11 protein-coding genes are annotated in these 12,664 nt (G+C 37.7%); 4 read left to right on the top strand and 7 right to left on the bottom strand.

The window, feature by feature from the left end:
• Positions 1 to 46 precede the first annotated feature (46 nt).
• The 4 genes from PL9214_RS27825 to PL9214_RS27815 all read right to left on the bottom strand — a co-directional run bounded on the left by PL9214_RS27825 (position 47) and on the right by PL9214_RS27815 (position 6,658).
• A complete protein-coding gene (locus PL9214_RS27825) occupies positions 47 to 3,730 on the bottom strand; it encodes a hypothetical protein (RefSeq protein WP_072722554.1) in 3,684 nt (1,227 codons plus the stop codon).
• Entirely contained in the window at positions 3,730 to 3,852 is a 123-nt protein-coding gene (locus tag PL9214_RS32870) for a hypothetical protein (RefSeq protein WP_281250378.1), read from the bottom strand. Before PL9214_RS32870 ends, PL9214_RS27825 begins: the two co-directional genes overlap by 1 nt.
• A 591-nt stretch (positions 3,853 to 4,443) precedes the next feature.
• The gene (locus PL9214_RS27820; protein ID WP_072722553.1) at positions 4,444 to 6,132 is read right to left on the bottom strand and encodes a relaxase/mobilization nuclease domain-containing protein; all 1,689 of its coding nucleotides are present in this window, start codon (positions 6,130 to 6,132) and stop codon (positions 4,444 to 4,446) included.
• Positions 6,133 to 6,439: 307 nt separating this feature from the next.
• Positions 6,440 to 6,658 carry a CopG family transcriptional regulator gene (locus tag PL9214_RS27815; protein WP_072722552.1) on the bottom strand — a complete coding sequence of 73 codons (219 nt, stop codon included), beginning with the start codon at positions 6,656 to 6,658 and terminating at the stop codon, positions 6,440 to 6,442.
• A gap of 230 nt (positions 6,659 to 6,888) precedes the next feature.
• On the opposite strand from PL9214_RS27815, the gene PL9214_RS27810 reads away from it, so the two are divergent.
• From PL9214_RS27810 to PL9214_RS27795, 4 genes are all read left to right on the top strand, one after another.
• On the top strand, positions 6,889 to 8,070 hold the full coding sequence (locus PL9214_RS27810; protein ID WP_072722551.1) for a ParM/StbA family protein: 1,182 nt from the start codon (positions 6,889 to 6,891) through the stop codon (positions 8,068 to 8,070).
• Positions 8,063 to 8,473: a hypothetical protein gene (locus tag PL9214_RS27805; RefSeq protein WP_072722550.1), complete on the top strand. Its 411-nt coding sequence runs from the start codon at positions 8,063 to 8,065 to the stop codon at positions 8,471 to 8,473. The genes PL9214_RS27810 and PL9214_RS27805 overlap by 8 nt, the downstream gene beginning before the upstream one ends.
• An 80-nt stretch (positions 8,474 to 8,553) precedes the next feature.
• Positions 8,554 to 9,399, top strand: coding sequence for a P-loop NTPase family protein (locus tag PL9214_RS27800; RefSeq protein ID WP_139295186.1), 846 nt, complete (start codon positions 8,554 to 8,556; stop codon positions 9,397 to 9,399).
• Entirely contained in the window at positions 9,396 to 10,079 is a 684-nt protein-coding gene (locus PL9214_RS27795; RefSeq protein WP_072722549.1) for a DUF6753 family protein, read from the top strand. The genes PL9214_RS27800 and PL9214_RS27795 overlap by 4 nt, the downstream gene beginning before the upstream one ends.
• A gap of 82 nt (positions 10,080 to 10,161) precedes the next feature.
• Here PL9214_RS27795 and PL9214_RS27790 read toward each other — a convergent pair whose 3' ends face one another.
• Genes PL9214_RS27790 through PL9214_RS27780 form a run of 3 tightly spaced genes read right to left on the bottom strand, consistent with a single transcriptional unit; the run spans position 10,162 to position 12,597 of the window.
• A complete protein-coding gene (locus tag PL9214_RS27790) occupies positions 10,162 to 11,001 on the bottom strand; it encodes a radical SAM/SPASM domain-containing protein (protein ID WP_072722548.1) in 840 nt (279 codons plus the stop codon).
• A gap of 38 nt (positions 11,002 to 11,039) precedes the next feature.
• On the bottom strand, positions 11,040 to 11,675 hold the full coding sequence (locus PL9214_RS27785) for a class I SAM-dependent methyltransferase (protein WP_139295185.1): 636 nt from the start codon (positions 11,673 to 11,675) through the stop codon (positions 11,040 to 11,042).
• Positions 11,650 to 12,597, bottom strand: coding sequence for a 2-hydroxyacid dehydrogenase (locus PL9214_RS27780; protein ID WP_083580227.1), 948 nt, complete (start codon positions 12,595 to 12,597; stop codon positions 11,650 to 11,652). Before PL9214_RS27780 ends, PL9214_RS27785 begins: the two co-directional genes overlap by 26 nt.
• Positions 12,598 to 12,664: the final 67 nt, after the last annotated feature.

Below are 12,664 nucleotides of genomic sequence, written 5' to 3'. Positions count from 1 at the left end.
CGCAGGGGTGGGAGTGTCAACAACAGTTAATAGTCTTTAGTAACTCTTACGGTATAGCTTCACCTAGCCGCGTTTCTATAAAGGCATGACTGTAAAGATAGTTTTGAATTTCAGTTTTGATGGCATTGGGCAACAGACACATCACAGCACCTAATAACTTACAAAGGGTTGGGACAGAAGCCATCGCTAAAATACGCCTGAATGTCCTTCGGCCATAACTTTGCGCCCAAGTGACGACTTCAACAACCACATCCGATGGCGTAATTTCTCCATTTTCGAGAGATTGGACAACGAGGGGGAGATAAGTTTCAGCAATCCATCGGGCATCATCGGGCAGATCAGAAAGTTGACTTTTGCTATTAATACCTTCTAGTAACAAAAGTAAACTTTTTTTCAGGAGCCTGAACCCTATATTCAATCGGTCTTTTAGATTCTTAGTGATTCCACTTTTAGTAATTCCCAGTTTGACTGCGATTTCGTCAATCGTGGCGACGGTGCCGCTTTGAATGGAATGCCACAGTGCTTCAATAATTCCCCGTTCGGTTTGAGCACCTTTAGAAGCCGCTTGAGGGGCATAATCATCAATCTTTTCAACGGTGACGGTTGCGCCGGGGAAGGCTAACCGAATTTGGCTGATGGTATGGTTATCGAAGTCTGCAACTAAGTAACTGTGAAGTTGTTCGGACGGTCGCAGGTGGGCGCGAAGTCGGCTAACGTCTTGAATGAGTTCTGAGGCGATTTTGCGGTTGACCCATTTGCCATATTGCCCGATTAATTTTTCAGGACAGTTAACCCATCCTCCTAAAATGTGATATTCAGCCCCAATTCCCCCTAAATTAGGGACAGGTCTACCAATACTAATCAGGCTTTGAGTATTGAGGAACTGGTTTGAACCCCTGGTATCCCGATGCCAGTACCCCAATTTCAAATCATCCACTAAGTCTTGATAATGCTCAATGGCGGATTTATGATCAATTAATCCGATATTGTGACCTTGTTCTTTGTGAATTTTTGCGATCGCTTCAATACCAATTCTGATCCGTCGCTGTTGGGTTTCTCGTCGCTGCTTTCCGCAATTTCCTAAGCCTTTAATTAGATGAATATGTAAGTTGGGTGTGCAACGTTGAACCTCTCTTACTTCTAAAATTTCATTCGGATTAATTCCTAAACTGAAGGCGTAATCTTCTTTAGATTGAGTCGCATCTAAGGCAATCGAAAATCCTGCATTTTTAATAATATTACGATGGCGTTTAGCTAATTTAGTGATCATTAATTTGCCATTATTAATCCTCAAATTAATTCTTTTATTCCCTGTTATGCAATCAATTAAAATAGGTAGCCAAGCCGGAATGATATTCGCTTTAATTGCAGCTTGCTTTTGTTGAGGGGTTTCAAGAGAATTAAGATATTTTTCATAATTTTCAAACATTTTATAACATTCTTTCTTTAAATCATTGAGGGAAGGGGCAATCCAATTGGTTCCGCTAATTTTAATTGCAGTAACTTCCCCATCAATGATTTCATAATCCCAGATGGGAGTACCCCAAACATTATCTGCTTTCAACCAATCATCCGCATAAAGTTCCCAGATTGTTTGGTTTAACTCATCAATAGATGGCATTAATTCCATCACTTGATGATGATAAATACCCCACTTATATTTTTCTTGATCAACTTCTTCTAATGCTTGATAAACTGCGATTAAAAGAGGACGTAATGCCTTAAAAATGCGTTCATCCTCTCGAAGTTGCAATTTAGATGCTGTTTTGATAATCTCATCAACTTTAATAGTGATTTGATGAGCATTTTTGATGTTTTTATCCGATTCTTCAATAATTAAAATATCATTTTGTGAAGGCGTTGGAATCGAATTAATATCGGCTCGAATTAACGGTTCATAGCTTAAAGTATCCCTGCGATTGAGTAGAAAAGGACAGCCCTGACTGAGTAGTGGGCAAGATTGACAAATCGGTGAGTCTTTCCCTCCAAAAACAGGTAATCCAAGTTCAGAAACCGTTAAAAAGGTGTCATTTTCAGGACAATTAGACGGAATAGTAACGGTTCCATTTTTTTGATCTAAACTTGTAGCGCGAATGATGTAAGGCTTGCCTAATGGAGTACGCCGACTGAAATCATAAACTAAACCATTATGGCGGGATTCGAGGTCAATATAATTGCCTTCAATGGTGGCATTGGTGGGGTTTCGATGGTCAGGAGATAAGTAGAAAATGCGAGTTTTATTCTCTGTTTGATGAGGTTCAATTCCAAAGGTTTCTAAGTTAATTAATCCAGCATCATGAGATTTACCATGTCCAGCAGGAGTTGAATCTTTAAGATACTTATATCCTCTTTCATACGCTTCTTGATAAAAAGTTAATCGTTCTCCTTGTTGAATAATAAATTGAGGATGTCCTAATTGTTGCCATTCCTCAACCATTGGGAGTTGTCCTGGGATATAAGGTACAGAAGTTAGAAGCTGAGGTTTCCAAAGAACAATTGCTGTTGATGGAGGAGTTGGAGTTGGAGCAGTTTTTGGAATTGAACTAGCTGCAAATTCTGTAGTTTGATTACGTTTTTTACGCTTACGGAGATGGTGGCTATAAAACTGTTTTAGGGTTTGGGTTAATTCCTGTTGGAGTTGTGGAAACTTGAACTGTTCAAACCATTCTGTTTGAGAGAGAGTTAAAGAATTAGAATCTCCAGCTTCCGTAATTCCTGCCCAACTTTTAAAGGAAATAAGGGTAGCTTGATTAAAGGTATCAATATCAATTTCATCAATATCTAACCCTTGAGATTTAGGTTGGTTTCCTTGACCCCAATCTCTAATTTCAAGGGTATATCCTAATCGTTTGATAAACTGATTAAGTTCTCGATATTGCCTCAAAACTTGGGGATTGAGGAGAGAACCAGTATCAGGATTTAAGATAATTCTTTCTGGTTGAATTTCTGCAAGGATGGCTTTTAATTGTTCAGGGGAATGATGCCAATTGACTCCCCCCGCACCGACTACGGTTAAGTGATGTCGTCGTGAAGCAATTAAGGGTTTTAGGGTTCCTTCAATAATGTCTAAGTTTCTGGAACAACTTGGATAGAACTGTAACGGCAGTTCTCCGTTTTTTAGATGAGGCTGAATCAGGTGTTTATATTTGCCATCTTCTCGATTATCAGATGCCAGTTGAAACCCAATAATTAACCCACTAAAACTGAATAAAGGAATGAGGAATCCATCATTTTTAATTTGTAAGGTTAGTCCATCGACACTGATACCTGGAAAATTAGGATTAACAGGAATCATTAAATGTTGATAGCGAGTAACAGATTTAAAGCCAATTGCTTCAATATCCGCATCTGTTAACCCGCGATTGAGTAAAGAGTGACGGTGACGGGTACTTAATCCCAGTTGTTTGAGGAGTTTTCGAGCTTCTTTGTCTCGTTGTTTATCGGTTAAAGCGGTTGCTTGGCGCTGCCTCTGCTGTTGTTTCCGTTCTTCTCGTTGCTGTTTCCATTGTTCTCGTTGTTGTTGGCGCTCTTGTTCACTTTGCGAGGTAGAAGCGACGACCAGGGAACCCATGCCGCCTTTGAGTTCCTTTTTCCAAACCCAGCCAGAGGGGACATTATTTTTATCGGTTCGCAGACAGAGGACAGCGACATCGGACAAAATCTGACATCCGTGATCTTTTCCACAGACGGGACAGGGATTAAGGCGATTGACGTAATAACCTTTAGCCATTAGCCTTCACCTCCGGTTGTTGTATTGAGGGAGGTGAGTGCTTTATCCCGTTGATGAATTGGACAGGGATAATTTTTTGTGGAGTTTTGTTGCGGTTTTGAGGTGTTAGGGTATATAATCATAGTTAAGGTTTTTTAATGCACCCTTCTTGGGTGATGAATGTCCCACACCTTTGCCTTCGGTTAACTTGCTGGAAAAGCGTCGAAACTGATACAGCTTGTTATATATGGGTTTTAGGTTGGGTTTTTTTCTAAACAAAAATTGTTTTAACAATGACCGTGTAGCTGTTGTACCAGTTACACGGTTTTGTTTTGATCACAGAATCGACCCAGCCGATTGACCATACAACTACCGAACGGTCGTGAGTTAGACTTTCCGGTTGATGCCTTAAATAGGTCAAGAATGACATTAAGTTCAGATGAAACCCTAGTAGAACTGGCCATAAGCTTTGACAAGTAGTGAATTCTTTTTACCAATATACTATAAATCTTTGAAAGCGGACACAATTTCTGCCATCAATGAGAACTTTTGCTATTTTTAAAAATTTTCCAGCAATATTTTTAGATAAAAATATGTTTTTAATGTACTCTATCTAAAAGAAGATTTTTGATTATCTCCTCTGAGATATCCCTGTATTTTAAACTAAGTTTAAAATAAAAAAATAATCCTAAAATAGAAAAAATTTATTAAAATTCCAAATAGTTTATATTTTATTAGCTTAAGTTAATACCCTGAGTCCATTGCTCTAATTCTTGCTGTACTAGATTTTGAGTTTGATCGATTTCAGGTAATAATTTTTCTATTTCTCGGTCTAAATTGATTAAAATTTGGTTCCAGCCTCTAATACCTGGATTAATTCGTTGAGCTTGGGGTAAAGCCTCAATAATTTCTTGAGAGAGTTTTTCTCCAAATTTATCCCCTTTCAAGCCCACGACTATAGTGGGAATATCTATTAAAAAATCTGTGGGTAATGAAGATACAGTATCAAGGCTTAAGTATAACGTTGGTCTAATATTAAAATCCGGGTCTAAAGCGATCGCAGACAAGGTTTCTATCGGATTACTGGTAATAATAACTCGTTCAATATTATGTTGAGTCGCTATCCAGAAAATACCTGTTTCGTTATCCTCAGTCTTGGCCAACGGCATTTTCACATCAGAGTTAATGGAAAATTTTCCATTGGACTCTAAAGTACAAGTTCCCTTGTCCTCTCCAGCCAATGTGCGGAGGGTAAATACAGCACGGTTGTGTTCATCTGCATTAATCCATCCCTTGTGGTGTAACAAATCTATCAATTCAGAAGGTAAACTGGTATTTTCTATCAATCTTTCTCGTAAAAGTTGCCAAGGTGATGTTAAACTGTGTTGATAATTTTCTAAAGTTTCAGTAGGTTGAATTGTTTCAGTAAGTTGAATTGAAGGATCATCGATAGAGTCTGATTGTATTAAGTTAAAGTTGCTATTATCGAGATCCTCTACAGGTTGATTGACTGGATTCTCATCAGTCCAATTTGATAAAACTAAATTATCTAGGTCAGTTTTTGAATTAAATAAGTCATTAAAAGATGTATCATTTAACTCAACAAATTGAGAATCTTGGTTATTATCAGAACCACTAAAAAGTTCTTCAATTTCTTCTGAATTTAAGTTAGAATAATAACTAACTCCTCGATATTTTTGAAGTCCTTTGAAGGTGTAAGCTTTCCCTAAATGAGTGCCACTAAAAGCAACATCACCTAACTTATAACTAATCCCTAATTCTTTCGTAGGTGTCGGTTTGATTCTAACACTAATTCCTTGCTGCGTGAGTCGGTCAACCAAAACCGTCATTTCAGGTTGGTCAACAGTAGCTTGATCCAGAACGGTTTGTAGTTGTTCGCGTATGCTAGTTTCTCCAGTTCTAGCTAATTGCCTACATTCGCCTGTTGTAGGAGAACGACGTTCTTTTTCCCAACTGCGAACAGTGGGTGTTAACCCGTATTTTTCTTCTAATTGTTCAATTAATTTCTCGCTGCGTCGATAGTTCCAACTATCCGAGACGCAAGTTCCTTTACTATTTAATTTAATCCGACTTGCTGCAATATGAATATGATCATGCTCACAATCTGTATGGCGAAAGATTGCAAATTGATTTTGATCAAATCCCATTCCTTTGAGGTAATCTAAACCAATTTCCAACCATTTAGCATCCGATAAAGCTTCACTCTTTGGAATACTTAAAGCTGCATGATAAACAGGTTTTTGCACTCGATTGTTCAAATGGAGAAAAGAGCGAAACTCCACAGCTAATTCTTGTGGTGTTTTTCCCATCATATTGCTTCCAATCAAAGAAGCACCTTCTTTAGAAAAAAGGTAATTGAGCAGTTTGGTGAAATTTTTCCCGATGATTTGTTTACCAATCATTTGTTCAAATAATATATGTAATGGATAAAGTTTAGTAGCTCAAGGAAACTACTTAAGAGCTTATTTATTCCTATTGTCACTAGCTTTTCAACTGTTGATTTAGGATTTTTGGTTTCAGGTGGCTAAAGTTAGTCATGTTTAGCTTATTGGCTTTTAAGAGGGAAAACGCTCTATCTTACGGTTATCCTTTCCTAACTCGTAAATCAGCCAATGGGTTGATTTATTTTTTTCGGTTGCAACTTAATAGCTGGCTCAACAAATCTGTGAAGTCTTCAAATTCTTTAAAATTTCAGCCAATCGAAACTCTCTACTGATTTAAGGCATCTAAGCGATCCAAAACTTCTAAACCCTGTGCCACATCGCCCTGCATTGCCAAAGCTTGAAATCGTGTCTGAGCATCAAACTCAGCGATCGCTAACGTTGATAATTCTTCCATAAGCTTATTGATACTGATGCCGCGAGATTGAGCTAAAGCTTTCAGGCGGAAGTATTTGTCATCAGGTAAACGAATCGTTAAAGTTGCCATATTGTAATTACTCCTTTTCTACTTCTTGGCACTTAGTGCTTTTGTGGTTTGTATGGACGCTTAATCCCGCAGCAGTCCAACGTTTGGGAAAATTCTACGCCATAAGTTCTATTTTGCAGGTTTTGGGATTCGGACAATGGGTTGAGGGAGAGAGAGGGAGCAAAAGGGATAACAAGTAGTAAGGATGCTCGTAATGTCCTTTCAATCTACTTGTGTGGAAAATTTTTGATATGACTAAAACCTCTACAAATCTCACAGAGCCTGATATTACAGTGGCATTTGATTATGGAGGGTCGCTCACCAAGATTATCTTTGCGGGACAAGACCGACAAGTTCGGCTTCTGTACATGGAACCGGAAGTAGTATCTGTTCCACGAGAATCAATTTTGGGTTATGCCAGAGACCAGTTAGGGTCAGCCGATCCTCAAAACACCGCTTGGGTTGCGTTCAGGAATGATTACAGAGCCGTTGGCTATTTGGCTAAACAAAGGTTTCATGCGAATGCGGGGCTATCGGAACTCAAGTATGAGCGGGCTTTACATAAAACTTTGGCGGCTTTATGGGTGATTAAGGAAAAACAAAAACTACCTGGGAATTTTACAGTGGCGATCGCCGCGTTGTTACCCCCTGGAGAATATGAAGATCGAAGTCGGTTTGAGCGGGTACTGCGCGAAGCATTAGCAGATTATCAAACTCCGACGGGTCGCATGAGTGTGGAGTTATTGGTATTTAATTGCAAACCTGAAGGGGGTGGCATTTATTTAATGCACAACAAGAAAGTGGGTTCTGGAATTAAAGAACGGGTTTGTGCGATCGCCATGATTGGCTACCGCAACGCGAGTCTGCTAGTTGCTCAACGGGGAGATGTAGCCCCTGGAAAAATGAGTGATTTGGGCTTTATTCGGATGGTCGAGAAAGTCTTGGTTAAAACATCGGGACAAACTGCGGAGCGATTAACCCCAGCAATTGTTACAGCAGGAAGTGAATTTAAGGCGGCACCTTTAATGCGATTAGCCCGCAGCACGTCTCGAGAAGGACGGGCGGAGGAAGTGCAGCAAATGCTCCTGGCTATCAAGGAAGCTCGTCCTGAATATGTCCGAAGTTTAACCAGTTGGTTAGATGAAAATTTACCCCCAGATTGTGATGAGTTGGTGTTTTGTGGAGGAACGGCGACTTATTTCAAAAAAGAGTTAAACGAATACTATGATCGTCTCCCGATTATTTGGAATGCGGATATTTCTATTCCAGTTGCTTTAGATAAAAAAGGACTGGGCGATCGCCTCAGTGACGTTTATGGAATGTTTGTCTATTTTAGAACGGTTTTAAAGAAACAGTTCAATTCTAAATCTTATCAATCGCTTGAGTCTTTATCAGAAGGTTCCGAGAAGCAGGAGGTTAAGGCTCATGGCTAACCCAGAAAAAATAGATTTTGTTTGGCGATATCAACCCTTAAAAAATACGGCTGATGCCGTGTTACTTACTTACATTAAACAGAATGAAATTTTACCAGTTAGAGAAGTGATTCTCCAGTCATTGCGAGCTTACTGGCTACCATTAGCTTATCAACAAACAGGGGAATTTGATCCAGTTTTGTTGGAACAACTCTTTAGAAAAGCTGTGTATGCCTTGGAGAAACACGCTTTGTATTTGTGTGACCAAGTGGGTATTGATTATTCTTCCAATTTCCCAAATTTTTACCGAGAAGATGGAATCAAAGCGACTTGGGATTCTAGTTCGGTTCACCCTAATCTAACAACTGAGAATTTATTAGAGTTAGTAGGAGGCGATGAGTTTAATGATTCGGGCTTTTCATGATTAGAAGCTAAAAAAGTAAGGCGTTGATTAGGAGTAAAACCCATTTTTATTTCTAGAACATCAAGTAATGGAGTAGCAAAATGGCAGGTCGGAGTAGAAGAACAAAATCTCAACTAGAACAGGTAGATTCTACAACTGAACAAGCTGAAGCATTAGGAGAAGTATCAATGACAGTAACGTTAAAATCCCCAAGTCATTTAGGCGAAAATGGATTAGAAACGGTTGAGAAACACGCTACTAGAATTCATTTGATTGATGGAGAAAAAGGCGGTGTGGGTAAGAGTTTGTTTGCAAGGGTTTTAATTCAGTATTTTATGGATAAGAAATATCCGTTTTTAGCCGTAGATGCGGACAGGTCTAACCCCGATGTCTCTCGAATTTACGAAAGTGTTTGTCGCGAAGCTTTATTTAGTGAAGATGAGAAGAAATTTTATGAAGCGGACAAAATTTTTGAGTGGGCTTTTGACAATAGTATTATAGTCAATTTACCGGCTCAGGTTTATCCGGTGGTGACGAGTTGGATTGAAAAAAATAACTTAATTGAGTTAGGCAAACAGTCCAAAATTACATTTTGTAAGTGGTTTGTTTGTACAGGAGGTTATGATAGCGTGCAGTTATTTTTGAAATCAGTGCAACATTTTGACAAAAAAATAGCTCATGTTTTAGTTCGTAATTTTGGGTTAGAGGATGATTGGAGTTCTGTAGAAGAGATGGAAGAAGTCCAAAATGCGATTAAAAAGTATGATGTTAAAGTTATTGATTTCCCTAAACTTTATTCACGAGAAAGAAATGCCATTGATGCGGGGGGAATTACGTTTGAATTAGCTCGAAATAGTCAAGAATTTGGGGTATTGGGACGGCAACGAATTAAATCGTTTATGTTGTCAGCTTACGAGGCGTTTGAAACGACGGGGATGTTACCGTGAGTTATGGTGCTGTTGATACTAAATCTTTACTGGATATTGCCCTAGAAGGTCAATCCGAGGAATATCGGCGTAAGGTTTTGGAGTTGGCTTTTAAGGGGAAAATTGAGCCAACTGACCCCATATTTTTGATTTTATTAGCAACGGGGCGATTGGAAGTATTGATTCAAGAAAGCCCGAAACCAGAAGATTTTGAGTTAGCATTTGAGCGTTGGGTAGGGCGGATTAATAAGACACTAGCAACTTACGAACGAGTAGCCGTTGAGAAGCAAGAGGGGCAAATTGCTGAGGCGGTGAATTCTCTGGTACGTCAGACGGAATTAACAAAAATAGTCACTTCTGCTCGTTCATTGATGGTAGCGGCGGGTATCTTATTGACGACGTTGGGTGTCGGTGCTTTGATGGGATGGATGGGTGTGCTGTGGTCGCAAGGAGGGTTTGCGCCGGGGGAAGCGGTTCATCTGACTCAGGAACAGGCGGAGGCTTTGCGGTGGGCGACTAGCGCTGAGGGGAAGTTTGCTCGGAATTTGATGAGGTGGAATTCGGATAGTTTGACTGATTTAGAATGTAAAAAGGATGTTGAGCGTTTGGGGGTGACTTTGGAAGTTGCGGGGAGGCCAGCGACTTCAGGGTTTTGTACGATTTGGGTGGAGTCTGTGGAAAAGCGTAGGTTTAGGAATTAAGTGTTTGCGGTTTTATGCACTATAATGGCGTGTTAGGCTGAACACAACTGTGACATTTTAAACAATTAGATGAATATTATGATTATGCGTCACACGTCTTACACAGTTCTAAATCGGCTCTGTTACCCTTCTTAAGTTCTTTTCTGTAACGCACAAAAATCTCATTCTCCCATATTTCTTTTATTGGTGTTGTTTTTACATCGCCAATCTCAATTTGCCCGAAATAGTCATTACAACATAATACAACCTTACCCTCATAGGTTACGCATAACTGAGAAAATGGTCTAAAACAAAATTTTTTTAATGGAAGCTTGCTAGTCGTATTAACTAAGCCAGCTCTGTTATTGATCTTCGATGTATCAAAAATATGAACACCAAAATGTTTTTTCTCTTCATTATCCAAAGACTCTAACACTTTTTTAATATTCTGATTGATTTTTCCATCATATTGAGATATATTTACATAGTCTAATCCTTCTTTTCTTAAGAGAGTCCATAATTCAATATTTATGAAATCTCCGTTAGTATTTAAGTATATATAAGAAGAAGAAAGTTTTTGTCTTACGTATCTAATAAATTTAGGCAATCTGTTATCAAGTAAGGGTTCGTTATACTGATTAAATGTTACTCGACCAACAAACTTTATTTCTGCCATTTGATCTATAATTTTATAAAAAATTTCTTCGTCAATAAATCCGTTTTTACGTTGATTTTTAGAATTAGGACACCAATCACATTTTCTATTGCATGCTTCATTGATCTCAATTGCTAAAGTTGTTATTGGGGGTGTACCACAGTTTGTCAACAAAAACAGGTCAAACAGCTTACGGATAGCCTTTTTAAGCCATTTAATTTTTATCAGCTTAACCTTGAATTCTCTAAAGAAAGTCATGTGATAGCTTTTGATTAAATTATATATCATATCGCCTCTTTTCCGTTTTGGAGGTTTTTATCTAAATGTTAAGCTTTTTTATATACAAAAAAATCGGCTAGTGAGCCAGTTTTTGTGTCACCGATGAATGGATACTTATTTGGTATATACTTTATAAGCTTCCATTCTGGTTTTACATTAAAAACAAATTCACTAAAATTACGATGCTTAATATGATTAGCTTGTTCTTCTAAATTTATCTCAGTGTTGGACGAATAGATTATAACATACTTTTTAGATGACTCAAACAGCCTATCTATATAAGTAAAAAATACATAATCTTCAACAAGATGATATATGACATCTAGGGACAAAGTGAGATCAGACTGCTCATCAGTATATTCGCTCATCAATCTAAAAATCTTTGTAGCATCATTGGCAAACAAACTTTTACATGTAAGTATTGCTTGTAAACTTATATCAAATCCTATATAAAATGGATACTTTGCTAGCTTTAACTGATTTCCATCTCCACATCCATATTCAATTACTTGTTCTATACTGTTTTGCACAACAAACTCATTTATAATCTCTGCCTTGAATTCAGCAAGCTTACCATAAGAACCATTTCCTGAACTTCTTCCAGAATCATATCTATTTATCCAGTAATTTTCAGATCCAATAAATGTTTCTGAAGAGTTATATTTGTACAACATTGATTGCATTACCTTCCAAACAGGACTTAACATTTTTAAGTAATTCTTCACCAAGCTTCCACAAGCTTTCTTCTGTTCTAAACCCAATATGTGGAGTAACAACTACATTATCTAAGCAAGCCAACTCATTTATTGAATAATTAGTTTTATTATCTATTGGTTCCTCTGCAAAAACATCTAGTGCTGCTCCAGCTATTAAATTACTTTTTAAAGCTTCAAAAAGAAAATCTTGATCGATTATACCACCTCGTGAAGTGTTTATCAAATATGCTTTTTTTTTCATCAAGGATATGAGCTTTGCATTAAAGAAATGATGTGTTTTATAATTTAGTGGAATATGCAAACTAATAACATCAGCATTACTTACTAAACTTTCTATTTCCGAGAATGGGGTTTCTTTAGTTACATAACTTACGTTCAAGCCTAAAGATAAAGCAATTTTTCCAACTCTGGTTCCGACATTTCCTTTTCCAATTAAACATATAGTTCTTCCTTTTAATTCCATGCCTGTATAGAGGTTTTTTCGCCAATAGCCATTTCGTATATCAAGATTTGCTTCAACAATTTTGCGAATTATAGAAAACAGTAGTCCTATAGTATGCTCGGCTGTAGCATCACTACAATACGTAGGGCAGTTAATAACCTTTACTTTATAACTAGAAGCTAGCTCTAAGTTTACATTATCATACCCAACATTTGAAGTAATCAAATACTTGAGATTTACTGCATTTTCTAAAAATACTTTTGATACTTTAACTCTATTAACAATTGCAATAGTTGCACACGCCACTCTATCAACTATCTGGCTATCATTTGGTAAGTCTTCATAGAAGACTGTATTTGCACAAGACTGCAATACTAATTTGTGTTGAGGAAGTATATTAAGTCTATCTACACAGACTACACTATTTTCTTTGTTAGAAATAATCATTTAATAGAGACACTCCTAAAGTTTATCTTTTTTATATAAAATAAATTTATGCTTGGTAGGCACACTA

This window comes from Planktothrix tepida PCC 9214, assembly GCF_900009145.1.
Taxonomy (GTDB): domain Bacteria; phylum Cyanobacteriota; class Cyanobacteriia; order Cyanobacteriales; family Microcoleaceae; genus Planktothrix; species Planktothrix tepida.
The sequence above is the reverse complement of the archived record's forward strand: the minus strand, read 5'-3'. Positions and strand labels throughout refer to the sequence as shown.

Coding starts and splice junctions, on each gene's coding strand:
- PL9214_RS27805 (WP_072722550.1), top strand. CDS start 8,063: ATGGCTAACCCAGAAAAAATAGATTTTGTTTGGCGATATCAACCCTTA.
- PL9214_RS27790 (WP_072722548.1), bottom strand. CDS start 11,001: ATGATATATAATTTAATCAAAAGCTATCACATGACTTTCTTTAGAGAA.
- PL9214_RS27780 (WP_083580227.1), bottom strand. CDS start 12,597: ATGATTATTTCTAACAAAGAAAATAGTGTAGTCTGTGTAGATAGACTT.
- PL9214_RS27810 (WP_072722551.1), top strand. CDS start 6,889: ATGACTAAAACCTCTACAAATCTCACAGAGCCTGATATTACAGTGGCA.
- PL9214_RS27800 (WP_139295186.1), top strand. CDS start 8,554: ATGGCAGGTCGGAGTAGAAGAACAAAATCTCAACTAGAACAGGTAGAT.
- PL9214_RS27815 (WP_072722552.1), bottom strand. CDS start 6,658: ATGGCAACTTTAACGATTCGTTTACCTGATGACAAATACTTCCGCCTG.
- PL9214_RS27785 (WP_139295185.1), bottom strand. CDS start 11,675: ATGCAATCAATGTTGTACAAATATAACTCTTCAGAAACATTTATTGGA.
- PL9214_RS32870 (WP_281250378.1), bottom strand. CDS start 3,852: ATGATTATATACCCTAACACCTCAAAACCGCAACAAAACTCCACAAAA.
- PL9214_RS27825 (WP_072722554.1), bottom strand. CDS start 3,730: ATGGCTAAAGGTTATTACGTCAATCGCCTTAATCCCTGTCCCGTCTGT.
- PL9214_RS27820 (WP_072722553.1), bottom strand. CDS start 6,132: ATGATTGGTAAACAAATCATCGGGAAAAATTTCACCAAACTGCTCAAT.